We start from the raw sequence: 23,603 nt of genomic DNA on the forward strand, positions 1-23,603 counted from the left end.
ACGGGCCTGCCCTGTGCACGAAACCGTGCATCCGCCCAGCGCTGCCGCATGCCATGACGCTCATCACCGCAGTTGTAAGCATCCGGGGGGACGAACTCTTACGATCATCGCGTGGCGACGCGTCAAACAGCAGGTACACGGGCCAAGGACAGCAACAGGAACGACACCTGCGCGGTTCTGGACAGTGCGCTGGCCGACGGCCAGTTGTCAATGGAGGAACACCGCCAGCGGGTGGCGGCGGCCACTGCCGCCGCGACCCTCGGTGATCTACAGGCGCTGGTGGCCGATCTGCAGATCGAGAACGCACCCGTCAAACTGCCCGACCTGAAGAAGCCGTCTCCCCTGCAGACTCCAGGCGCCGGCTGGGGTCTGCGGGCCGCGGTGGCGGCGGTGCTGGTGGTACTGGGCATCGGGATCGGCTGGGGGTTGTACGGCAACACCAGCTCGCCGTTGAGTTTCGAGACCGATCCGGGCGCCAAATCCGACGGCATTCCCGCCAAGGTGCTGACCCCGCCGCGGCAGTTGTTCTCCCTGGGCGGGCTGACCGGGCTGTTCGAGCAGATGCGCTCGAAGTTCGGCGACACCACCGGCTACGACATCACGATCTTCGAGGACTACGCGTCGCTGACCCGTCAGGACCCCACGGAACCGCGGCGCGCGCTGAGCTACTCCTACCGAGGCGGCTGGGATGACCCGTCGGAGACCACGGTGGGTTCCGACGAGCGCGTCGTGGACCTCGGTGCCTTCGACATCCCCGCGATGGTGGGCATCATCCGCGGCGCCCCGGAGACGCTGGGTATCGATCCCGCGGAGGTCGAGAGCACACACGTCAGCATCGAGGCCACCGACGACATCACCGCGCCGCCGGGCACGATCGAGGTGAGCATCTACGTGACGCCGGAATTCGGTAACAGCGGCTACCTCGAGCTGGGCGGCGACGGTGTGATCAAGCGGGTGTCCTACCCCAGCGAGTAGGCCGATCTTCACTCGGATGTTGCTCTGATGTAGCGGCGTATATATCGGCGCGATACTATTGCGCGAGGTGTCGAACCGCCGTAACGGACGAGCAAGGAGGTGTTGGCGATGCTGGAACTCGCCATCTTGGGCCTTCTTCTCGAATCGCCCATGCACGGCTATGAACTCCGCAAGCGGCTGACTGGACTCCTGGGCGCATTCCGCGCCTTCTCCTACGGTTCGCTGTACCCGGCACTGCGCCGGATGCAGACCGACGGGCTCATCGTCGAAGACGCTGCCCCGGAGGGAACCTTGAAGGTCCGGCGGGCCCGTCGCGTCTACCAGCTCACCGATGCCGGACGGCAGCGCTTCAGCGAGTTGGTGGCCGACACCGGTCCGCAGAACTACACCGACGACGGGTTCGGTGTGCATCTGGCGTTCTTCAACCGCACCCCGGCCGAAGCCCGGATGCGAATCCTGGAGGGTCGTCGTCGCCAGGTCGAGGAACGCCGGGAAGGTCTCCGTGAAGCCGTTGCGCGGGCCAGTAGTTCGTTCGATCGGTACACCCGCCAGCTGCACCAACTCGGGCTGGAGTCCAGCGAGCGTGAGGTGAAGTGGCTCAACGAGCTGATCGCCGCCGAACGCGTCGCCAACGGGCGCACCGATCAACCCTGAAAACCCACGGCAAGAGTGGTTCGTGAAGACGGACGCAATACGCAAGTTGAAAGATGAAGGGAAACGTCCATGACTGACCAGGACATCCGGGTCGCCATCGTCGGCGTCGGAAACTGCGCGTCCTCGCTGGTGCAGGGTGTGCAGTACTACAAGGACGCCGACGAGAACGCCAGCGTCCCCGGCCTGATGCACGTGAAGTTCGGCCGCTACCACGTCCGGGACGTCAAGTTCGTCGCCGCCTTCGACGTGGACGCCAAGAAGGTCGGCTTCGACCTGTCCGAGGCCATCTTCGCCTCGGAGAACAACACCATCAAGATCGCCGACGTGCCGCCGACCAACGTGACGGTGCAGCGCGGACCGACGCTCGACGGCATCGGCAAGTACTACGCCGAAACCATCGAGATCTCCGACACCGAGGCCGTCGACGTGGTCAAGGCGCTCAAAGACGCCAAGGTCGACGTGCTGGTCTCCTACCTGCCCGTCGGCTCCGAAGAGGCCGACAAGTTCTACGCCCAGTGCGCCATCGACGCCGGCGTGGCCTTCGTCAACGCGCTGCCCGTCTTCATCGCCTCCGACCCGGTGTGGGCCGAAAAGTTCCGCGCCGCCGGTGTGCCGATCGTCGGCGACGACATCAAGAGCCAGGTGGGCGCCACCATCACCCACCGCGTGATGGCCAAGCTGTTCGAAGACCGCGGCGTGCAGCTGGACCGCACCATGCAGCTCAACGTCGGCGGCAACATGGACTTCCTCAACATGCTGGAGCGTTCGCGGCTGGAGTCGAAGAAGATCTCCAAGACCCAGGCCGTCACGTCCAACCTGCAGCGTGAGTTCAACACCAAGGACGTGCACATCGGCCCGTCCGATCACGTCGGCTGGCTCGACGACCGCAAGTGGGCCTACGTCCGCCTGGAAGGCCGCGCCTTCGGTGACGTGCCGCTGAACCTGGAGTACAAGCTCGAGGTGTGGGACTCGCCGAACTCGGCCGGCGTCATCATCGACGCGGTGCGCGCGGCGAAGATCGCCAAGGACCGCGGTATCGGTGGCCCCGTCGAGGCGGCCTCGGCGTATCTGATGAAGAGCCCGCCGAAGCAGCTGGCTGACGATATCGCCCGCACCCAGCTCGAAACCTTCATCGAGGGCTGAGTCTTCTGCGCCGAGACTGCGCACGCTGCGGGAATTCCCCGGGAATCCCGCACTGTGTGCAGTCTCGGCGTGTTTGTACAGTCAGAGCGTGGTCTCTGATGACGAGTTGCCGGGTCTCGACGAGTTCGCCCTGCTGCCGGAGAACGCCGAGCAGGCCGGGGTGTCACACGTGCCTCCGGTGCAGCGCATCGACGCCGGCGAGATCAGCGCACTGAAGTTCGGCGCCGAACCGCCGACGGTGGTGTTCCTGCACGGCGGCGGGCAGAACGCCCACACCTGGGACACCGTGATCGTCGGCCTCGGCGAGCCCGCCTTGGCGGTGGACCTGCCCGGTCACGGCCGTTCCGCCTGGCGCGAGGACGGTGACTACGGACCGAAACTGGCCGCCGAGAAGATCATTCCGGTGCTGCGCGAGCACGCCCCCGCACCCGCGCTGGTGGTCGGCATGTCCCTGGGCGGGCTCACGGCACTGCGGATCGCCGCCACCGCGCCCGAGCTGGTGCCGCGCCTGCTGCTGGTCGACGTCACCCCGTCGGCGCCGGAACGGCACACCCAGATGACCGAGGCGCAGAAGGGCACCGTCGCACTGGTGCAGGGCGACCGGACCTTCCCCAGCTTCGCCGCCATGCTCGAGGTCACCGTGGCCGCCGCCCCGCACCGGGACCGGAACTCCTTGCGGCGCGGCGTGTTCCACAATTCGAAGCGCCTCGACGACGGCACCTGGACCTGGCGGTACGACTCGTTCCGCAAGGGTGAGGGGTTCGAGGGACTCTGGGATGACGTCGCCTCGATCTCCATGCCGACGACGCTGGTGCGCGGGGCCAACTCGTTCTTCGTCAACGACGACGACGCCGCTCAGTTCGCCGTGGAGGCACCGGGGTTCCAGCGCACCATCGTGGTCGCCGATTCCGGCCACTCCGTGCAGAGCGATCAGCCGCGGCGCCTGATCGAGATCCTGCGCGAGGTACTCGCGTAGCGCACTACGCGTGATCCCCCGCCGCATCAGCGCGACGCTCGATGCGACCAAGGGGGAACCGCCATGACCACGATCGACATCCCGCGTCCCGACGCCGGGCAGTCCGAGTACGCGCGCGAACTGCGCCGCCAGCAGGACGCCGCCCGCGCCCGGATGCACGCCAGGAGCACCACCCGGATCACCAACACCACCGCCCTGGCCGGGCCCGACGGATTGGTGAAGGTCAACGAACTCGACCGCGTGGCAAAGCGGATGGATCGGGTCAATGCCTACCGGGACAACACCACACCGTCCGGTGCCGCACCCGAACTGGCCTCCGCCAGCGCCGGCGCCGCCGAAGCCCAGCTCGAGAAGATCATCAACACCCCCGATTTCCTCGAGGTGCGCTACCTCGACGAAGGGGTGGCCGCCGCCCGCTCGGTCGGTCGGGTACACGTGGTCGACGCCGCCGGACCGGCCGGCTTCGGCACCGGGTTCCTGGTGTCACCGCGGCTGCTGCTGACCAATCACCACGTGCTGGGCAGTGCCGACATCGCCCGGCACAGCGCCATCGAGTTCGGCTTCCAGGACGGCCCGGGCGGGACAGCGGTCAAACCCACCCGGCTCGGGTTCGCACCCGATGTCTTCTTCGTCGCCGACCGTGACCTGGACTTCGCCCTGGTGGCCGTGGACGCAACCCCAGAAGTGTTGGCGCCGTTCGGGTTCAACCGGCTGACCGCCGCCCAGGGCACGGTTCTCATCGGCGAGTACGTGACGATCATCCAGCATCCCGGCGGCCGCAAGAAGCAGATCGTGCTGCGGGAGAACAAGGTGATCGACATCCCCGAGATCGCGGTCACCTACTCCGCCGACACCGAACCGGGCTCGTCGGGCTCACCGGTGTTCAACGACCAGTGGGAAGTGATCGCCCTGCATCACGCCAGCGTCCCGACCCCCGGCAACGAACAGTTCGCGTTCCTCAACGAGGGCATCCGGATCAGCCGCATCCTGCGCTTCCTCGACGGCCTTGCGCTTCCGGAGGGTCAACGCGCACTGCTGACCGAAGACCTTCCGAAAACGCCGATCGCCGGTCCGGTGGCCGCCGGGGTCGAGGTGTCGGCACCCCCGGCCACCGAGCCGGTGCGAATCACGGTGCAGTTCAACGGGAGTGTGGTCCGTGCCGTCGGCGTGGTGGAACCGGATCACGAAGCGATCGACATCGACCCGGACTACTCCAGTCGCGACGGTTACGACGCCGGCTTCCTGGGCGTGCCGTTGCCGCTGCCGGAGTCGACGGCGCCGCTGTCGCCCGAACTGCGGTACCACCACTTCAGCGTGCGCGTGCACACCGCCCGACGACTGGCGATGTTCACCGCCGTGAACATCGCCGGCCCGATCACCCCGATCGGCCGTGAACGCGATCGCTGGACCCTGGACCCGCGGCTACCCGAGGATCAGCAGACCGGGGAAGACGTCTACCGCAACAACGATCTGGACCGCGGGCACCTGGTGCGTCGTCTCGACCCGGCGTGGGGCCCGAATGCCAAAGCCGCCAACGACGACACCTTCCACTTCACCAACTGCGCGCCGCAACACCACGACTTCAACGCCGGCCAGACGAAATGGCTGGGCCTGGAGGACTACATCCTGACCAACGCCGACAACCACCGCCTGGCGGTCAGCGTGCTCACCGGGCCGGTGCTCGCCGACGACGACCCGCACTACCGCGGGGTGCAACTGCCCCGCCAATACTGGAAGGTGGTGTCGATGGTGAAGACCGACGGGACGCTCTCCGCGACGGGATACCTGCTCAGTCAGGCGGCGCTGCTGGACGGTGTGGTGAGCCATGAAGCGTTCTCGTTCGGCGCCTACCGCACCTTCCAGGTGCCGGTCGCCACGATCGCGACGCTGACCGGGTTGGTGCTCACCGACTACATCTCTGCCGATCCGCTGGCGCGGCTGGAGGCCCTGCCGCTGCCGCGGGAGATCCTGCGCGACGAGGACATCGTGCTGTGATCTTTTCGCCGACCTCGTTGCCCGCTGTTCACCGTTTGATTGCCCGCTGATTGCCCAGCGCACGTAACTTCACCCGAGTTCCGGCCGCCAGCCCCGGCCGATGTTTCCTCGGGAGGATCCGCAGCCATGGCAATCGTGCCGTTGAACCTGTTCGTCGCTCATGATGGGAAGTCGTCGCGGCAGCGCATCACGTGCCGCTACAAGTGCGGTGATCAGTGCGCCCACCCCGCGCCGAACAAGACCGAGAACGAGTACTTCGGCGATGTGGTGCGCCAGGCGATGTCACGGCGCTCGGTGCTGCAGGCCGGCGGTGTCGCGGTGCTGGCCGTCGGTGGAGGGTCGTTGCTGGCCGCCTGCTCGACGGACGAATCCCCCACCGCGGCAACCACATCCAGTAGCGCAGCGCCGGCCGAACTGGAGCCGCTGCCGGGCATGAACTTCGCCGCCGTGGCCCCCAACAGCGAGGACGCGGTGGTGATCCCGGAGGGCTACCGCCAGGGTGTGGTGATCAGCTGGGGTGACCCGGTGCTGCCCGACGCCCCCGCCTTCGACGTCAACAACCAGACCGCCGCCGCCCAGCGGGGACAGTTCGGGTTCAACAACGACTTCGCCGGGCTGCTGCCCATCGAGGGGCAGCCGAACCGCTTCCTGCTGGTGGTCAACCACGAGTACACCACCGAGCAGTTCATGCACCCCGGTTACGACGCCGACGCACCCACCCGCGAGCAGTTCGACATCGGGGTCGCGGCCCACGGTTTGACCGTCGTCGAGGTGGAGCGCACCCCCGACGGCCTCAAGCCGGTGATGGGACGCTACAACCGCCGCATCACCGCCGACAGCCCCTTCACGCTGACCGGCCCGGCCGCAGGCACCGATTTCGTCAAGACCGCCGCCGACCCGACCGGACGCACCGTGCTGGGTACCGTCAACAACTGCTCCGGAGGTGTAACCCCCTGGGGCACGGTGCTTTCCGGTGAAGAGAATTTCAACAGCTACTTCGGTGCGCCCGAGGGCGCACCCGCCCCCGGTCCCGTCGAGGCCGACCGGCTGGACCGCTACGGCGTCAAACTCGAACCCACCGAACGCAAGTGGGAGAACTTCGACCCGCGCTGGGACGTCACCAAGGCGGCCAACGAGGTCAACCGGTTCGGCTACGTCGTCGAACTCAACCCGTGGGACCCGGAATCCAACCCGGTCAAACATTCGGCGCTGGGCCGGTTCAAACACGAAGCCGCCAACATCTACGTCACCGACGACGGCACCGTCGTCGCCTACTCGGGTGACGACGAGCGCTTCGACTACATGTACAAGTTCATCTCGTCGAAGAAGATCCAGCCCGGCAATACGCCCGAGGCACGCGCGGCCAACATGACCATCCTGGACGAGGGCACGCTCTATGTCGCGAAGCTGACCAGCGACATCCCCGCTGCCGAGATCGACGGCTCGGGCAACCTGCCGTCGTCCGGCTCCTTCGCCGGCTCGGGCACCTGGATCCCGCTGCTGCGCTCCGGCGCAGGCGGGCAGGCGGAGTCTCTGGTCGACGGGATCAGCCCGCAGGAAGTCGCCGTGTTCACCCGCTTCGCCGCCGACAAGGTGGGCGCCACCAAGATGGACCGCCCCGAGGACTTCGAGGCCAATCCCGTCTCGGGCAAGGTGTACGTCGCCTTGACCAACAACGACGACCGCGGCGCCGACGGCGAGCCCGGCCCCGATGCGGCCAACCCGCGCAACGACAACAAGAACGGCCAGGTCCTCGAGATCACCGACAACCACGCCGGCACCGATTTCACCTGGGATCTGTTGCTGGTCTGCGGCGATCCGGCCGCGGCCGACACCTACTTCGGCGGGTTCGACAAGACCAAGGTCAGCCCGATCTCCTGCCCGGACAACCTGGCCTTCGACAGTCACGGCAACCTGTGGATCTCCACCGACGGCAACGCGCTGGACTCCAACGACGGCCTGTTCGCCGTGGCGCTGGAGGGCCCGAACCGCGGTGAGACCAAGCAGTTCCTGACGGTGCCGATCGGCGCCGAGACCTGCGGGCCGATCGTGATGGACGACCTGGTGACCGTCTGCGTGCAGCACCCGGGCGAGAACGACGACAACAGCATCGACGATCCGCTGTCGCGCTGGCCCGAAGGCGGCAACGGCACCGCCAAGCCGTCGGTGGTGGCGGTCTGGCGCGACGGCGGCAACATCGGCGTCTAACTGCGATTTCGGCGCGCTCATAACCGCTGAGCGGTTATGAGCGCGCCGAAATCACTACGTTGGGGGACATGAGCCAACCCATTCGCATCGGTGTCCAGCTACAGCCGCAACACTCCCCCAACTACGGCCACATCCGCGACGCGGTCCGACGTTGCGAAGACCTCGGCGTCGACATCGCCTTCAACTGGGACCACTTCTACCCGCTCTACGGTGATCCCGACGGCGCCCACTACGAATGCTGGACGATGCTCGCCGCATGGGCCGAGCAGACCTCACGCATCGAATTCGGCGCACTGGTGAGCTGCAACTCCTACCGCAATCCCGACCTGCTGGCCGATATGGCGCGCACCGTCGACCACATCAGCGACGGCCGGCTGATCCTGGGCATCGGCTCGGGTTGGAAACAGAAGGACTACGACGAGTACGGCTACGACTTCGGCACCGCGGGCAGCCGGCTCAACGACCTGGCCGCCGCCCTGCCGCGGATCCGCTCCCGGCTCGGCAAGCTCAACCCGGCGCCGACGCGCGACATCCCGATCCTGATCGGCGGGCAGGGCGAGAAGAAGACACTGCGCCTGGTCGCCGAGTACGCCGACATCTGGCACGGGTTCACCGATCGCCACACCTACCCCGGTAAGGCCGAGGTGCTGGACCGGCATTGCGCCGACGTCGACCGCGCGCCGCAGGCCATCGAACGATCGTCTGGAGTCCCTGAGCGAAGTGTCGACGAGATGCTCGCCGAAGCCGACGCGCTGGTGGATCTGGGAGTGACACTATTGACGATCGGCGTCAATGGACCCGACTACGACTTGGCCGCGGCCGAGGCGCTGGTGGCGTGGCGCGACCGGCGTGTCGAAGGGTGAGTTCACACGGGTTAACAGTTGACAGCCACGGTCATTTTACCGTGAGTTTCCTGTGAACTTCCGTCCCATCTACCCGTTCACGTGCTGAGACGAATACAAGACAGTTAGTCTTGGCCCGGCAATTCCGGATAAAGCATGGGCGTGTCTGTCGAAATCACGGCAGAATTCACATGTGCTCATCTGAGCACCGGGGTTCGGGGAGATGCAGATGCCGAAGAAGTACGGGGTCAAGGAAAAAGATCTGGTGGTGGCCCACGTGGTCAACCTGATCTTGACGGGCAAATTACGTTCAGGCGATCGGATCGATCGCAACGAGATCGCTCATGCACTGGGCCTGAGCCGGGTGCCGATCCAGGAAGCAGTGGTGCAACTCGAGCACGACGGCATCCTCAGCACCCGGTACCACCGGGGCGCGTTCGTCGAGCGGTTCGATGAAGCGGTGGTACTCGAGTACCACGAGATCTACGGGATGCTCAACGGGATCGCCTCGGCACGCGCCGCTGCCGACCCCGAAGCCCGCGTGGTCCCCAAACTCGATGCGATGATGCCGGTGCTGCGAAGCACTTTTGCGGGACAGACCTTCAACGACGCGGGCTGGGAGTACCGGCGCACCATCTACGACGAGTACGCCGGGCCGCGGCTGCTGGCCAACATCCGCGCCTCCCAGTCCTTCATCCCCCGGGAGTTCTGGGGTGCCTACCTCAACTCCTCCTCGGAGATGCTGCCGCTGTACGAGCGCGAAACCGAGGCCATCCGCAACCACGACATCGAAGGGGCACGGACCGCCAACATCGACCGGGCCAACCTCATGGCGAAGGTGATGCTGGACGAACTGCGCCGCCGCGGAGTGTTGGGCAGCGCGGCGATTCTCGCGGTCTGATCCAGCCGAAGCCGCCGTCTGCGCCAGGGGCGGCGTAGGTTGCTCACGGTGAGGTCTTACGCCGGCCGCCTCCTGGCCATCGTTGCCACCGTCCTGATCGTGTCCGGGCTGGCGCTGGCACCGCCGGCGTCGGCCGCCGATCAATGCGCGCCCCCGGGTATCGCCAGCGCCAGCGCGCTGCCGACCAATCTCGCCGCGGCGGCCGCCGGTCCCGCCGAGGACAAATACACGACGGAGACGTCGGCGCCGTTGGACTCGATCGACGTCGCCGCGCTGGGCCTCGGCACGCCCGGCACGCTGACGGTCGGCACCCTGTCGGACGCGCCGCCGAGTATCTGCATCAACTCCGCGGGCCAGTTCACCGGATTCGACAACGAGTTGCTGCGTGCCATCGCCGACAAGCTGGGCCTGCAGATCAGCTTCGTCGGCACCGACTTCTCCGGGCTGCTCGCGCAGGTGGCCTCACGCCGATTCGACGTCGGTTCGTCCTCGATCACCACCACCGACGCCCGCCGGCAGACCGTCGGGTTCACCAACGGCTACGACTTCGGGTACTTCTCACTGGTGGTGCCCACCGGGTCGCCGATCACCGGGTTCTCCGACCTGGCCGCCGGGCAGCGCATCGGCGTGGTGCAGGGCACCGTGCAGGAGGCCTACGTCGTGGACAGCCTTGGCCTGGACCCGGTGAAGTTCCCCGACTACAACACCGTCTACAGCAGCCTCAAGACCCGGCAGATCGACGCCTGGGTGGCACCGTCGCAGCAGGCGGTGGGCACCGTGCAGGCAGGTGACCCGGCCACCATCATCGAAAACACCTTCAGCCTGGACAACTTCGTCGCCTACGCGGTGGCCAAGGAGAACCGGCCGCTGATCGATGCGTTGAACTCCGGTCTGGACGCCGTGATCGCCGACGGCACCTGGTCGCGGCTCTACACCGACTGGGTGCCCAGGGCCCTGCCGCCGGGGTGGAAACCCGGCTCCAAAGCCGCACCGCTACCTCAACTTCCCGACTTCGCCGCCGTGGCGGCGGAGAATCAGCAAGGCGCCGACCAACCGGCAGCATCGGCGCCGAAGTCGACACTGGCCCAGTTGGGCGACGCGTTCTTCACCTGGGAGCTCTACAAACAGGCGATCCCCGATCTGTTCAAGACGGGCCTGCCCAACACATTGATCCTGACCATCAGCGCCAGCATCATCGGTCTGGCTCTCGGCCTGGCGCTCGCCGTCGCCGGTATCTCCCGGTCGCGATGGTTGCGTTGGCCGGCACGGGTTTACACCGACATCTTCCGGGGCCTGCCCGAAGTGGTGATCATCTTGATCATCGGGCTGGGTTTCGGCCCGGTGGTCGGTGGGCTCACCGGTAACAACCCGTATCCGCTCGGTATCGCGGCGCTGGGCCTGATGGCCGCCGCCTACGTCGGTGAGATCCTGCGTTCCGGTATTCAGAGCGTCGAAGCCGGCCAGCTGGAGGCCTCTCGCGCGCTCGGGTTCAGCTATTCGTCGTCGATGCGGCTGGTGGTGGTGCCGCAAGGTATCCGGCGGGTGTTGCCGGCGTTGGTCAATCAGTTCATCTCACTGTTGAAAGCGTCGTCGCTGGTCTACTTCCTGGGACTGATCGCCAGCCAGCGTGAACTGTTCCAGGTGGGCCGGGACCTCAACGCCCAGACCGGCAACCTGTCACCCTTGGTGGCCGCCGGCCTGTTCTATCTGGCGTTGACCATCCCGTTGACCCACCTGGTGAACTACATCGACGCCCGGCTGCGCCGCGGGCGCACCACCGGCGAGACCGAGGACCCGCTGAACCCCGTGACGACCACCCAGGAGATGGTGTGATGGCAGAACCCGCGCCGGTCTCTCTGGCCGCCAACAACATTCACCTCGCCTTCGGACCCAACAAGGTGCTGCGCGGTGTCGACATCGACGTGCCCGCGGGAACCACCACCGCCGTGATCGGGCCATCGGGCTCCGGTAAGTCGACGTTGCTGCGCACGCTGAACCGGCTCTACGAACCCGACCGCGGTGACATCCTGCTCGACGGCAGGTCGGTGCTCGCCGATGATCCCGACGCGTTGCGCCAGCGGATCGGCATGGTGTTCCAGCAGTTCAACCTGTTCCCGCACCGCAGCGTGCTGGACAACGTGATGCTGGCACCGCGCAAGCTCAAGAAGCTGCCCGCCGAGGCCGCCCGGGAGCTGGCGCTGCAACAGTTGGACCGGGTGGGGTTGCGGCACAAGGCCGACGTCCGGCCGGGCACGCTGTCAGGTGGCCAGCAGCAGCGGGTCGCGATCGCCCGCGCTCTGGCGATGGCACCGCAGGTGATGTTCTTCGACGAGGCCACCTCGGCGCTGGATCCCGAACTGGTCAAAGGCATCCTGGCGTTGATCGCCGACCTCGGGGCGGACGGTATGACGATGGTGGTGGTCACCCATGAGATGGGCTTCGCCCGCTCGGCTGCCGACGCCGTGGTGTTCATGGACCACGGCAAGGTGGTGGAAGCGGGGCCACCCGAGAAGCTGTTCGACGCCGCCGAGACCGACCGACTGCAGCGATTCCTGTCCCAGGTGCTGTGACGCGTCAAATTTTTGCCGAATTTCGAGTTCCCGCGCAGAATGACAGCCGCTGACAGGTTAGACTAGCGAACTATGACAGAGAGCGAAGTCAGCGTCGCTGAGGTGGCCGACCTTGCCGAGGGTCTGCACCGCGCGTTGTCCAAGCTGTTCACCGTGCTCCGGCGCGGCGACAAGACCGCGGCCACCCCGGCCGACGACCTGACTCTGGCCCAACTGTCGATTCTCGTGACGCTCCTGGACCAGGGGCCGATGCGCATGACCGAACTCGCCGCTCACGAGAAGGTCCGCACCCCCACCACCACCGTGGCCATCCGTCGCCTGGAGAAATTGGGGCTGGTGAAACGCACCCGCGACCCCTCGGATCTGCGCGCGGTGCTGGTGGAGATCACCCCGAAGGGTCACGCCGAACACCGCGAGGCGCTCACCAATCGGTATGCCGCGCTGGCCGCGATGCTGCGGGGCCTCAGCCCCGACGAACTGGGCGTGCTGCACCGGGCTCTGGAACCGCTGGAGAAGCTGGCCACCAACAAGACCGTCACCGAGACCAACCGGCTTCGCTAACCGAGCCAGTCCAGCACCGCGGCCGCCGTCCACGACTGCTGCATACTGCCCAGCGGTTCGCCGGTGAACGGTTCGTAGTACTCGGCGAACGTGCCGTCGCTGGCTTGACGTAAACCCTCGCGGCGCAAGCTGTTCGAGCGTTCAGCCCAACCCCTCCTGGCGAAGCACCACGCGAACAACCACGTCAGCACCGGCCACACCGGGCCCCGCCAGTACTCCCTGGGCCGGAAGTCGCGCGACACCGGTGACGTCGACGGGATGAGGGCGTACTTCAGGTCCGGATGGCCCCGGAACCGGGGACCCTCGAGCAACCGCAACAGCGACCGCTCCTTGTCGTGCGGCAGCCCGCCGCACAGCAACGGCGCGAACTGCGCCGCGGTCTCGGTGGCGATCCACCGCTGCGCGCGCACATCGTAATCCCTTGCCGCACCGGTTCTCTGGTCTGCCGTCTCGATGACGCCGGCGCGGAACCGCTCGGCCCACGCGTACAGATCACGGACGTCGGCGTGGGGACGTTTGTAGTCCTCGCCGATCTCGGCGAGCACGGTGCACGCGACCGAGAAGATGGCGGAGACGAACACGTCCTCCACGGCGAAGCTCATCACCTTCGGTAACAGCGCGTCGTCGTAGCGCGCGGCCTTCATCTCCTCGAGCAGCCACAGATAGCGGTCGTACTCGGTGTCGGACGGCCGCTGGGTGGCGTCGGTGTTGATCTTGTTGTCTTCACGTTGGTACTCCGGCACCGCGCCGGGAATGACGTTGGCGTAGGCCGCATCCCACCGCGGCGAGTTGTCCATCCCCGATTCCCAACCGTGGTACAGGGTGATGCGGCCGTGCTCGTCCTGATCGCGTGCCTCGGCCAGCCACCGGTGCCAGCGCACCAGGTCCGACCACCGGCGGTCCAGGAATGCCTCGGCCACCGCGCGGGTCGAGCGGCCGCGGGTCCTGGCGTGATCGAGGATGCGTTGCACCGCGATCGCGTGCACGGGTGGCTGGGTGATCCCGGAGGTGTGCCGGCTGCGTGGGGCGGTGGTGGCCAACGCCGAGCACGCCCACCGGGCCGGGCCGGGAAAGTATCCGTCGACCCCATTGGCGAAGACGATGTGCGGGATCATGCCGTTGGTCCACTGCGCCGACAGCAGTGTGTCCAGTTCCACCACCGCCCGCTCCACCGACAACGGCGCCAGACCGACGGCGACGAACGCCGCGTCCCAGCTCCACATGTGCGGATACAGCAGAGGGGCCGCCGTCGTCATCACCCCGAGGTCATTGCCGCGCAGCAGATAGGCGGCGCGGGCCGCGAGCTGCGTCGGCGCGAAGCTGGGGTCGGGTGCCACGGGTCCATTCTGCGACCCCCGCGCCGAGGGCGCTCGTTAAGGTGGGCCTCATGCCTTCTGCGCTCATCACCGGCGCCTCCCGCGGCCTGGGCGCCGCGATCGCCGACGCCCTCGCGCCCACGCACACCCTGCTGCTGGCCGGGCGCCCCTCCGCCGAGCTGGACGCCGTGGCCGCCCGGCACGGCGCCACCACCTGGCCGCTGGACCTCACCGACGAGGAGTCCCTCGAAGCCAGCAGTGAGGTGCTGACCGAGCTGGACGTGCTGGTGCACAACGCGGGCGTGATGTACCCGGGGCGGGTCGGCGAAACCACCGTCGACGAGTGGCGGGCCACCTTCGAGGTGAATGTGGTTGGCGCCGTTGGCCTGACGCTGGCGCTGCTACCCGCGCTGCGGGCCGCCGGCGGCCAGGTGATCTTCATCAACTCCGGATCCGGGCGCAATGTCTCTGCGGGTATGGCGTCCTACTCGGCGAGCAAGTTCGCGTTGCGGGCGTTCGCCGATTCGTTGCGTGCCGACGAACCCGGACTGCGGGTGACCTCGATCCACCCCGGCCGGGTGGACACCGACATGCAGCGCGACCTGGTCGGCTACCAGGGCGGCGAGTACGACCCTTCGAGATTCCTGCGACCGGAGACCGTGGCGCAGGTGGTGGCGCAGGTGGTGGCCACCCCGCCCGACGGGCACATGCACGAAGTGGTGCTCAGGCCTCGGTAGCCGCCCGGTCATACCCTCCCCAGCAACCGAGTTCCACCGCCGCGGGACGGCGAGCTACGGCGTTTCCGCCGAAAGTCGTTCTAGAAACGTATGGGCCGCGGTGACACGAGCGGCGATTGGGAAGTTCTTGTTGGCGAGCATCACGATGCCGATCCGCTCGTCGGGAACGAAAGCGGCGTAGGCACCGAACCCGTTGGTCGAGCCGGTCTTGTTGAACAGCCTCGATCCGGACCGGGCCTCCCCGGCGACGGGAGTGACCGGATTCGGCTGCATGGCAATGGTGGCGGAGTTTCCAGACAACAAGTGCTCCCTGGAGACGGGGTAGGGATACTGTTCCCAGCCGAGCCCCTGGACCATGCCGGCGACCTCGAAGTACCCGACGTGCGTCTGCTCTACCGCGGCCCGCATGGGGCCTTCGAGGTGGCCAGGCGCGATGTTGTTCTCCACGAAGCGGATCATGTCCGCTGCGGTGGACTTGACGCCGTAAGCCTCGGCGTCAACTGGGCCGGGGCTTACCCGGGTCGGTGCGTCGTGGGTGTCGTAACCCCAGGCATAGCCGCCCATTTCAGCCAGCGGGACATCGATGTAGCTACGTGACATTCCGAGCTTCGGGAAGACCTGCACCTGGAGCAGGTCGGTGAAACCGACGTTCATCGCCAACGCGGTGAGGTGTCCGAGCAGACCGATGCTGGGGTTGGAATACCGCCGTTGTTCGCCAGGGGCGGCATCGGGGACCCACTGTTGGAAATAGCTCTGGGCCTGCGCATCGTTCGTGACGTCGGGCGGGAACTGCAGCGGTAGACCGCCGGCCGTATAGGTACCGAGATCGAGCAGGGTCGCCCCGTCGACGGCGGTGCCCGCCAACTGCTGCAGGTGGGCACCGGGGTGATCGTACAGTGAAATTCGGCCGATCGCGTCTGCGTAGGTCGCCGCGGTCGCAGTGAAAGTCTTGCTGAGCGAACCGATCTCGAAAATCGTGTCTCGCGTGACGGGGGTGTCGCTCTCCTTCGAGGCAACACCGTAGTCGAAAAAGTGCTGCCGGCCGTCGACCGTTACCGATATGGCCATACCCGGTATGTCGTGCTGGGCCAGCAACGGCCGAAACGCCTCGTCAACGGCGGCACCGACAGTGTCGGTGCGTCCTGCTGCGGGGCTCCCGCTGAAAAGCACCCACGGCAGGACGGCCACCACAAGCAATCGCATGCCGACTTTGGTGAGGTTCCGCAATCGATGCCCCTTCCCGAACACGAACGTGGGCGAACTCGAGCTGCCTGGCCACCACGAGCATTCCACGGCTCCGCTGTCGGTCACGTCGCGGGCGCCTGGAGACGTTCGTCTGCCTCGGCTTGGAGTCGGCCACGTGTGCGGCGGACCGCCCAGTAAGTCACCAGGAGCGCGAGAGCCAGTAGCGGATACCCCATCGCGATCCGTGCGACTGCCAGCCAGCCGGTCGAACCGGCGTCGTAGAGCCAGTCCTGTACTACGAACCTCGCGGCGAAGACCGCCGTGAACGCCAGCGTCGCCACGTCGAACGCATGCAGAACGCCCTTGTCGCTATGCCACGACTGTCGCGGACCCACACTCGTCAGCAGGTTCCAGACCACCCCCACCAGCGGACGCCGCACCAGTATCGAGACGGTGAAGACCACGGCCAAGACGAGACTCACCCAGATGCCCGGCAAGAAGTAGCCTTCCGCCGACCCGCTGTAAAAGGCGATCAACGCTGCGACGACAACGCCGAGCAGTCCGGAGACCGCCGGCTGGATCGACTCCCTACGGACTCTTCTCATCACGATCAGGACGACACTGACACCGACGGCCACCACAACGGCCACGTCCAATCCCGCGATCGCATTCGCGACCACGTAGGCGATGGTAGGCACGGCGCCGACCACGAGACCCGACACTCCGCCCATGCGATGCAGGAGTGTCAGCTGCTGTTCCTTATCGTGTACCTCGGTCGCCGCGGTCCGCGTGGGCGGCCGGAAGCAGTCTCCTGCGGGGGTTGGATCGTGTGTTGCCATGACGTCGAGGACACACCAGGACGCTGCGGCACAGTCAAGCCAGTTCGTGAATCACAATTGAGATGTGGCATGGAGTACGCGTGAAATCGCCGAACTGGCAGGCACCAGCCTGCGGGCAGTACGGCACTATCACCAGGTCGGCCTGCTCGCGGAGCCCGAACGTCGCAACAACGGCTACAAGGAGTACGGCGTCGCCCACCTCGTTCGACTGGTCCGGATCAAACGACTCAGCGATCTGGGCTTCTCACTCCGTCAGATCGCCGACATAGACGGCACCGACGACCATCCGGCAGAGGACTTACGGGCGCTCGATGCCGAACTCGCGGCCACCATCGAACGCCTGCAGCGTGCGCGCGTCGAACTGGGGCTGATTCTCGAGAAGTCAGCCCCCACGGACCTGCCGGCCGATTTCATCGAACCGGACGCGGTGGCCAAGTTGTCCGACGCCGACCGCTCACTCGTCATCGTCCTGACGCGCGTGCTCGGTCCACGAGGCCTTCAGGCCTACGCCGACCTCCTGGAGAACGCCCCGACCGGGCCGTTGGTAATCGCATTCGACGACCTGCCGGCCGACGCCGATGAGGCGACTCGTCAGGACATCGCCGAACGCCTCATTCCCTACATCCGGGGACTGCATGCGGCGCACCCCGGTCTGCTCGAATCTCGAGCGGATGCCCCCAGAGGTGCGCGCTTCGTCGAAGAGACCATCGCGGAAGCCATGTCGGAGCTGTACAACGCGGCGCAACTCGACGTGCTGCGCCGCGCCCGGAAGATGATGCGGGCCGGCGAGGCGGCGCACAACTCAGCCCCCTAGTGCGGGCATCGGCAACGGTGCGAGGCGATGCGACGGTGGTTCGGTGCCGTGCAGGTGCCGGACGAAGTAATCCCAGGTGCGGCGATAGAGGTAATGCATGCGGCCGATCAGGGCGTGTTCGACTCCTGGGATCAGCACCATGTCGAAGTCCTTGTCCGCGGTGATGAGTGCGTCCGCGAGGCGCATCGTGTGATAAGGGTGTGCGTTGTCGTCGAGTTCCCCGTGGATGAGCAGGAGCTTGCCCTGCAGGTTCGCGGCCAGAGGCACGTTGGAGATCGCCTGCTTCCCCTCATCGCTGACGTCACCGTGGTAGTGCTCGGCCCACATGGTCAGGTTCACCGCGTTGTCGTGGTTGCCGGACACCGCAACGGCAACCCGGTAGAAGTCGGGGTACATCAGCAGGGCGCGGGCTGCGGCGAAACCGCCAGCTGATTGGCCGGTGATCCCGACCCGCCGGGTGTCCAGCCACGGATACCGATGGCCGAGTTCGCGGATCGCGGCCACGTGGTCGTCCAGGGCCCCGGCGTTGCCCAGGTCCCCGTAGGAGTGGTCGTGAAAGGCCTTGCTACGTCCAGCGGTACCCCGTCCATCGATCGCCACCGCCGCAAATCCGAGCGCCGCATAGGCCTCCGGTTCGCCGTAGTGAATCTCGTTGAACGAGGGTCCTGCCCGGAAGTTCTGCGGGCCGGGGTAGATGTGTTCGATCACCGGATAGCGCCGCTGCGGGTCGAAATTATGTGGTCGCCACAGCAGGCCGTAGATCGGCGTCTTCCCGTCGGCCGCAGTCGCGCGGAACCGTTCAGGCGCGCTCCAGCCGAGCACCTCGAGCTCGGCCGTGCCCGGGGCTTCGAGTTCCACCAATACCTGCCCCTCGCCGTCCAATACGACCGAGCGAGGCGGTTGACTCGACGTGGACGCGCGGTCGACGAGGTACCCACCCTCTGGTGGGCTCACCGCGTCGTGGTCGAGATGGTCGTCCGTGAGTCGGATGAACCCTGACCCGTCGAGGTTGATTCGGCAGATCTGCCGGACGTAGGGGTCGTGCTCCAGGAGACCACCGGCGACGAACCACACCTGGCGACGGCCTTCGTCGACCCATAGCACGTTGCGAACCAGCCACTGCCCCATAGTGACCTGGGTGACCTGCTGCCCGTCAGCCGAGTAGAGGTAGAGGTGACCCCACCCGTCGCGCTGCGACCACCACAGCACCTCTCCGGAATCCAGCACCCGCGCCATCGGCGGCTCACCCAGCTGCGGAGTCGGATCCACGCGAGTTTCACCGGTCTCGCGGATCAACGTGGTGGTCTCTCCGCTGGTCGGGTCGAGGCGTCGCAATTCCAGCGTTCGGGCATCACGCGATTGCTGCAGGTAGTGCACCGCGTCTCCGGACTTTCCCGTCCACCACGGGTACACGATGGCGCTCGGGTGAGTAACCGTCACCGGATCGCCCTGCTGGCGGACGATCGTGCGCTCGGTGACGTCGAGGACCGTCCACGACATCGTCGCCTGCGCCTCCTCCCCTGGCATCGGGTAGCGCGAGCGGTGCTCGACCGGACGCCCGCCGTCGTGCGGTGCGGATTCGACGAGGACGAGTTCGGGTAGGTCGCGCTGGTCGAGGCGATGAACCAGGATTCGGGTCGAATCCGGCGACCACGAGACGACGAGCGGCTGCGGCAACCCCAGAATCCGCATCAGCGATCGAGCGCCGGTGGCCTCGGGCAGCCCGCCGTAATCGAACTGTGGCTCGGCGTCATCGGTGAGCGGGAACTCCTCCTCACCCGTGCGAGCGCGGTTCATTTCCCCGGGTCGCTTCGCTCCTGCCCGTCGAACCCAGATGTTGCCGCCGCGGCGGAACGCCACCCACGACTCGTCCGGGGACAGCACCTCATCGACACCCACCGGATCGTCACCTTCGACCCGCACGCAGGTTCCTGCGCTGTCCGACCACTCCCATCGAGACCCGAATGCGCTGAAACGCATCACATCGTCGAACTCGACCGCCGTGATCGGCAGGTCCTCCGCCGTCACTGCGTGGCCAGAGGCCACGGACAGCGCCGCGGACAACCGGTCGTGGTCGAACGCATCGCGACGGCTGCCCTCGGCTGGGTCCACCACGAGGAAGCGGCCCCCCGCCCGGTACCAAAACCTCCTGCCGTCGGAGAGCCAGGCGGGTTTCACCGCGCTGCCGGGCATCCGTCGCAACCGGTACGGGGCAAGCATCTGCTCGGCCCGCGCATAGTCGGAATCTGTCAATTGCACTCTGGTCTGGGTCGTGTCGTTCCGCATCACGGCCCGATACAACACCCGGACGCAGGGGCATGGTCAATTCCCCCTCAGCGTTTGACTCCGCCGTAGCGTCACGGTTTCTGCTGCCTGCATGCCGTTCGTCGCCGTGGCCTACCTCGGCTCACATTTCCTGAGCGTGCTCGGAAACGGAATCGCCGCCGTTGCTCTTCCTCTGATCGTGCTCCAGACCACCGGCAGTCCGCTCAGCGTCGGAGCCGTATCGGCCGCGACCGCCGTTCCAGCGCTGCTCGTCGGGTTGTGCGCCGGAATCGTGCTCGACCGGGTCAACCGTCGCGCGTGCTCCATACTCGCCGATGCCGTCTCGGCCGGCGGCATCGCCGCCATCCCGCTGGTCGACGTGTTCTGGGGGCTCAACATGGCGTGGTTCATCGCTCTCGCAATCGCCGGATCGTTCGGCGACGTGCCGGGAATGACCGCCCGGCAGGTATTGGTGCCGGCGGTGGCCCGACACACCGGCGTGTCACTGGAGCGGCTGGTAGGTCTACGCCAGTCGATGACCTCGATGGCACTCGTGATCGGACCCGCGACTGCCGGCACGCTGCTGGCGTTGTTCGACGGCAGCACCGTCCTGTTCGCTACTGCAGCAACCTCGGCTGCCGCTGCCGCGCTGACCATCGTCATGCCGCGTCGCCTCGGTGCAATCGACAACGCGCCCGAACAGCGAGAGCCGCTGCGGAGACAGTTGACGGCAGGCGTCGCGGCCCTGCGCCAGAGCCGATTCCTCACCGGCACGGTAGCTCTCACCGTCGGCCTGGTGGTCGTCATCGGCGGGCTGCAGGGCCTGGTGTTACCGCTGCACTTCAGCCTGCTCGCCCGACCAGACCTCCTTGGATTCGTCCTGACCTCGCTGGCGATCGGAATGCTTTGCGGCACCGGGATTTTCGCCGCCATCGGGGCGCGGCTCCCGCGTCGACTCTGGATGACCTCCGCCTTGCTCGGGACGACGGTGGGATTCCTGCTGATCGCCACGCTGATCTCACCGGCAGTGGTGTTCGCAGGTGCGGCCCTCTTCGGTGTGGCCAACGCCATCCTGGGAGCCGTGGTGGGCGTATTGCAGGCCGAACGCATACCGGATCCGGTCCGCGGCCGGGTGCTCAGCGTGCAGAATGCCTGCCTCCAGGTCGCCGGGCCCGCCGGCATCGGCCTCGCCGGAGTCGTCGCCTGTTTCGGTTCACCCATCGCGGCGGGACTCGCCGTCGTCGCCATCTGGCTCGTCGTCGCGACCATCCTGGTCGCGTCCCGGGTGTTCACGGACCTCGAGCCGGGCGCCAACGTAGAGTCACGTGCCCTCACCTCGCGCAGGTCCGCAGACTGACACCGCCAGGACGTGCTGCTACCTGCGCCGACGAACCACCCTGCGCGCGCATCTCGACATCGGATTAGTAGGCCATCAACGCGCGCGCCGCAGTCTCGATCTCCCCCTCGGACAGCAACACTTCGAGTGCGGCGTCACCGAGCGGAATGAAGCTGTCCGCACTCGCCACACGGGCCATCGATCCGGTGAAGCCGTCGCCCACCAACGCCGCCAGTACGCCTTCGCCCACGCCGCCGGAGGCCCGTGTCTCGTCGACCACCAACACCCGGCCGGTCGCATCGGCTTCCCGACGCATGTCCGCCACCGGCAGTGGCACCAGCCAGCGCAGGTCCACGACGCGCGCACGGATGCCGGACTGCTCGAGCCGGCGCGCTACCCGCAGACTCATCCGCAGCCCGTTGCCGAAGGTGAGGATGGTCAGGTCTGCGCCATCGCCATAGGTGCGGGCCCGGCCCACCGCAGCGGTGACCCCGTCGCAGGGAGCCAGCCACTCGCCATCACCGTCGTCGTACAGATCCTTGGTGTGATACAACGCGATCGGCTCGAGGTACAGGCACACGGCACCGGACTGTTCGGCTGCGGTCACACATGCGTGCATCATGGCCGCGGCGTCATCCGGACGCGCCGGCGACGCCACCAGGACCCCGGGGATGTCACGGATCGCAGCGATGGAGTTGTCGTTGTGGAAGTGGCCGCCGAAGCCCTTCTGGTAGGCGTAACCGGCGATGCGCACCACCATCGGGTTGCGGTACTGCCGGTTCGAGAAGAACTGTAGGCTCGCTCCTTCGCCGCGGATCTGGTCGGCGGCGTTGTGCAAATAGGCCAGGTACTGGATCTCCGGGATGGGTAACAGTCCGGAAACCCCCGCGCCGAGCGCCAATCCGAGGATGGCCTGCTCGTCGAGCAGGGTGTCGAACACCCGCGCGGGCCCGGCCTTGGCCCGCAGTCCCCGCGTGACGCCGTACACCCCGCCCTTGTTCGCCACGTCCTCGCCGAAGATCAACGCCTGCGGATGTGTGGCCAGCACGTCCTGCAGGGCGCGGTTGATCGCCAGCGCGACAGTCAGGGGGGTGTCGTCGGCGGGTGCCGCGACAGGCTGGGAGGCGGTGCTGCGGACCGCCTCGTCGACCATGGCCTCCAGCGGTTCCATCACCGCCTTGGCCGAATCCAGGGTGGCGAGTTCGCTGACCTGCGTGGCGATCTCGATGACCTCGGTGCGCGTGGCCTCGTACCGCTGCAGTGCCTGCTCGGGAGTGAACACACCGGCATCCACGAGCAGTCGAGCGGTGGTCAGCACCGGGTCCGCGGCGTAGTCGGCGGTGATCTCCTCGGGCCTGCGGTAGGCCTGTTCGTAATCGGTGCCGGCGTGGCCCATCAACCGGACGGTGCGCAGGTGCAGGAACGCGGGCTTGCGATTGGCCCGCACCCACGCCGCCGCCTGGGTCGCCGCGTCGAACGCCGACGGGAGATCACAACCGTCACCGTGGAAGTACTGCAGCCCGGGGCGGTGGGCGTAGGTGTTGGCGATCCAGCCACGCGGTGTCTTGACGCTGATACCGATCCCGTTGTCCTCGCAGACGAACAGCAACGGCATCGGCAGACCTTGATAGGCCGCCTGCAGTGCGGTGTTGATGGCTCCCACGGCCGTCGAGTGATTGGCCGAGGCATCACCGAAGCTGCACACCGCCACGGCATCGGCCGGCCACGGGCTGTCCACGCCCAGCTTGCGGGCGCGGGCGATGGAGAACGCCACGCCCACCGCCCGCGGCAGGTGGGAGCTGATGGTGGAGGTCTGCGGGATGATGTTCAGGTCGTGACGGCCGAAGACCTTGTGACGGCCACCGGAGATCGGCTCCTCGGTGGCCGCGACCAGACCGAGCAGCACGTCGCGGACCGGGTCGCTGCCGTCGACCTGTTGTGCGCGCGCCACGTAGAAACCACCCGAACGGTAGTGCAGCAGAGCCGGATCCGTGGGCCGCAGCGCCGCCGCCACCGCGGCATTGCCCTCGTGACCCGACGACCCGATGGTGTAGAAGCCCCTGTCCCGGCCACGTAACCAGCGCGCCGCCAGGTCGAGGTGCCGGCTGGCCAGCTGGGCGTCGTACAGCGCCGTCGCCTGGTGCACCGTGAGCGCCGACCCGGGCCGGACCGGATCCGAGCCGGCCGGCCGCGGTGCGGTGCTGTGCCACCCGGGGACCGTGGTGGTGAAGTACTCGTCGACGGGCAGTGCCATCGGTCCTCCTCGGCTTGTCTGTCCGGGCGTGG

The 23,603-nt window shown here is 67.0% G+C and carries 19 protein-coding genes; 14 read left to right on the forward strand and 5 right to left on the reverse strand.

Features of this window, described 5'->3' with window-relative positions; genetic code table 11:
* Nucleotides 1-111: 111 nt before the first annotated feature.
* The 11 genes from AC3A6P_RS13200 (at nt 112) to AC3A6P_RS13250 (ending at nt 12,825) form a co-directional block, all read left to right on the forward strand.
* Nucleotides 112-975, forward strand: coding sequence for a DUF1707 SHOCT-like domain-containing protein (locus tag AC3A6P_RS13200; RefSeq protein ID WP_487692012.1), 864 nt, complete (start codon nt 112-114; stop codon nt 973-975).
* Nucleotides 976-1,083: 108 nt separating this feature from the next.
* Entirely contained in the window at nt 1,084-1,629 is a 546-nt protein-coding gene (locus tag AC3A6P_RS13205) for a PadR family transcriptional regulator (protein WP_487692013.1), read from the forward strand.
* 69 nt (nt 1,630-1,698) lie between these two features.
* Entirely contained in the window at nt 1,699-2,772 is a 1,074-nt protein-coding gene (locus AC3A6P_RS13210; RefSeq protein WP_487692014.1) for an inositol-3-phosphate synthase, read from the forward strand.
* An 88-nt stretch (nt 2,773-2,860) separates the two neighbouring features.
* Nucleotides 2,861-3,748 carry an alpha/beta fold hydrolase gene (locus AC3A6P_RS13215; RefSeq protein ID WP_487692015.1) on the forward strand — a complete coding sequence of 296 codons (888 nt, stop codon included), beginning with the start codon at nt 2,861-2,863 and terminating at the stop codon, nt 3,746-3,748.
* A gap of 63 nt (nt 3,749-3,811) precedes the next feature.
* Nucleotides 3,812-5,743, forward strand: coding sequence for a DNA/RNA non-specific endonuclease (locus AC3A6P_RS13220; RefSeq protein WP_487692016.1), 1,932 nt, complete (start codon nt 3,812-3,814; stop codon nt 5,741-5,743).
* A gap of 126 nt (nt 5,744-5,869) precedes the next feature.
* On the forward strand, nt 5,870-7,951 hold the full coding sequence (locus tag AC3A6P_RS13225) for a PhoX family protein (RefSeq protein WP_487692018.1): 2,082 nt from the start codon (nt 5,870-5,872) through the stop codon (nt 7,949-7,951).
* A gap of 68 nt (nt 7,952-8,019) precedes the next feature.
* Complete coding sequence (locus AC3A6P_RS13230) at nt 8,020-8,814, forward strand: LLM class F420-dependent oxidoreductase (protein WP_487692019.1); 795 nt, start codon at nt 8,020-8,022, stop codon at nt 8,812-8,814.
* 208 nt (nt 8,815-9,022) lie between these two features.
* A complete protein-coding gene (locus AC3A6P_RS13235) occupies nt 9,023-9,694 on the forward strand; it encodes a GntR family transcriptional regulator (RefSeq protein WP_487692020.1) in 672 nt (223 codons plus the stop codon).
* Between the two features lie 48 nt (nt 9,695-9,742).
* A complete protein-coding gene (locus AC3A6P_RS13240; RefSeq protein WP_487692021.1) occupies nt 9,743-11,527 on the forward strand; it encodes an ABC transporter substrate-binding protein/permease in 1,785 nt (594 codons plus the stop codon).
* Entirely contained in the window at nt 11,527-12,264 is a 738-nt protein-coding gene (locus AC3A6P_RS13245; protein ID WP_487692023.1) for an amino acid ABC transporter ATP-binding protein, read from the forward strand. Before AC3A6P_RS13240 ends, AC3A6P_RS13245 begins: the two co-directional genes overlap by 1 nt.
* Nucleotides 12,265-12,336: 72 nt before the next feature.
* On the forward strand, nt 12,337-12,825 hold the full coding sequence (locus AC3A6P_RS13250; protein WP_487692024.1) for a MarR family winged helix-turn-helix transcriptional regulator: 489 nt from the start codon (nt 12,337-12,339) through the stop codon (nt 12,823-12,825).
* On the opposite strand, the gene ggh is transcribed toward AC3A6P_RS13250, so the two are convergent.
* Nucleotides 12,822-14,162: a glucosylglycerate hydrolase gene (ggh, locus tag AC3A6P_RS13255; RefSeq protein WP_487692025.1), complete on the reverse strand. Its 1,341-nt coding sequence runs from the start codon at nt 14,160-14,162 to the stop codon at nt 12,822-12,824. The genes AC3A6P_RS13250 and ggh overlap by 4 nt on opposite strands.
* 50 nt (nt 14,163-14,212) lie before the next feature.
* Between ggh and AC3A6P_RS13260 the strand changes: the two genes are divergently transcribed.
* Complete coding sequence (locus AC3A6P_RS13260) at nt 14,213-14,878, forward strand: SDR family oxidoreductase (RefSeq protein ID WP_487692026.1); 666 nt, start codon at nt 14,213-14,215, stop codon at nt 14,876-14,878.
* A 54-nt stretch (nt 14,879-14,932) separates the two neighbouring features.
* Here AC3A6P_RS13260 and ampC read toward each other — a convergent pair whose 3' ends face one another.
* Nucleotides 14,933-16,081 (reverse strand): class C beta-lactamase, encoded by a 1,149-nt coding sequence (gene ampC, locus AC3A6P_RS13265; protein WP_487692027.1) that lies wholly within the window; start codon nt 16,079-16,081, stop codon nt 14,933-14,935.
* A 104-nt stretch (nt 16,082-16,185) separates the two neighbouring features.
* Nucleotides 16,186-16,794 carry a DUF3159 domain-containing protein gene (locus AC3A6P_RS13270; RefSeq protein ID WP_487692337.1) on the reverse strand — a complete coding sequence of 203 codons (609 nt, stop codon included), beginning with the start codon at nt 16,792-16,794 and terminating at the stop codon, nt 16,186-16,188.
* 172 nt (nt 16,795-16,966) lie between these two features.
* On the opposite strand from AC3A6P_RS13270, the gene AC3A6P_RS13275 reads away from it, so the two are divergent.
* Entirely contained in the window at nt 16,967-17,716 is a 750-nt protein-coding gene (locus AC3A6P_RS13275; protein ID WP_487692028.1) for a MerR family transcriptional regulator, read from the forward strand.
* Here AC3A6P_RS13275 and AC3A6P_RS13280 read toward each other — a convergent pair.
* Nucleotides 17,705-20,002, reverse strand: a complete 2,298-nt coding sequence (locus AC3A6P_RS13280) for a S9 family peptidase (RefSeq protein ID WP_487692029.1) — start codon at nt 20,000-20,002, stop codon at nt 17,705-17,707. The two genes, AC3A6P_RS13275 and AC3A6P_RS13280, sit on opposite strands and share 12 nt — an antisense overlap.
* 91 nt (nt 20,003-20,093) lie before the next feature.
* Here AC3A6P_RS13280 and AC3A6P_RS13285 point away from each other — a divergent pair, with 91 nt between their 5' ends.
* Nucleotides 20,094-21,338 carry an MFS transporter gene (locus tag AC3A6P_RS13285; protein WP_487692030.1) on the forward strand — a complete coding sequence of 415 codons (1,245 nt, stop codon included), beginning with the start codon at nt 20,094-20,096 and terminating at the stop codon, nt 21,336-21,338.
* A gap of 64 nt (nt 21,339-21,402) precedes the next feature.
* Here the strand turns inward: AC3A6P_RS13285 and AC3A6P_RS13290 are convergent, their stop codons facing one another.
* The gene (locus tag AC3A6P_RS13290; RefSeq protein WP_487692031.1) at nt 21,403-23,571 is read right to left on the reverse strand and encodes a thiamine pyrophosphate-dependent enzyme; all 2,169 of its coding nucleotides are present in this window, start codon (nt 23,569-23,571) and stop codon (nt 21,403-21,405) included.
* Nucleotides 23,572-23,603: the final 32 nt, after the last annotated feature.

It is taken from the genome of Mycobacterium sp. Soil_C_30 (assembly GCF_057656995.1).

Coding starts and splice junctions, on each gene's coding strand:
- AC3A6P_RS13205 (WP_487692013.1), top strand. CDS start 1,084: ATGCTGGAACTCGCCATCTTGGGCCTTCTTCTCGAATCGCCCATGCAC.
- AC3A6P_RS13210 (WP_487692014.1), top strand. CDS start 1,699: ATGACTGACCAGGACATCCGGGTCGCCATCGTCGGCGTCGGAAACTGC.
- AC3A6P_RS13220 (WP_487692016.1), top strand. CDS start 3,812: ATGACCACGATCGACATCCCGCGTCCCGACGCCGGGCAGTCCGAGTAC.
- AC3A6P_RS13225 (WP_487692018.1), top strand. CDS start 5,870: ATGGCAATCGTGCCGTTGAACCTGTTCGTCGCTCATGATGGGAAGTCG.
- AC3A6P_RS13230 (WP_487692019.1), top strand. CDS start 8,020: ATGAGCCAACCCATTCGCATCGGTGTCCAGCTACAGCCGCAACACTCC.
- AC3A6P_RS13235 (WP_487692020.1), top strand. CDS start 9,023: ATGCCGAAGAAGTACGGGGTCAAGGAAAAAGATCTGGTGGTGGCCCAC.
- AC3A6P_RS13245 (WP_487692023.1), top strand. CDS start 11,527: ATGGCAGAACCCGCGCCGGTCTCTCTGGCCGCCAACAACATTCACCTC.
- AC3A6P_RS13250 (WP_487692024.1), top strand. CDS start 12,337: ATGACAGAGAGCGAAGTCAGCGTCGCTGAGGTGGCCGACCTTGCCGAG.
- AC3A6P_RS13260 (WP_487692026.1), top strand. CDS start 14,213: ATGCCTTCTGCGCTCATCACCGGCGCCTCCCGCGGCCTGGGCGCCGCG.
- ampC (WP_487692027.1), bottom strand. CDS start 16,081: ATGCGATTGCTTGTGGTGGCCGTCCTGCCGTGGGTGCTTTTCAGCGGG.
- AC3A6P_RS13270 (WP_487692337.1), bottom strand. CDS start 16,794: ATGGGCGGAGTGTCGGGTCTCGTGGTCGGCGCCGTGCCTACCATCGCC.
- AC3A6P_RS13280 (WP_487692029.1), bottom strand. CDS start 20,002: ATGCGGAACGACACGACCCAGACCAGAGTGCAATTGACAGATTCCGAC.
- AC3A6P_RS13285 (WP_487692030.1), top strand. CDS start 20,094: ATGCCGTTCGTCGCCGTGGCCTACCTCGGCTCACATTTCCTGAGCGTG.
- AC3A6P_RS13290 (WP_487692031.1), bottom strand. CDS start 23,571: ATGGCACTGCCCGTCGACGAGTACTTCACCACCACGGTCCCCGGGTGG.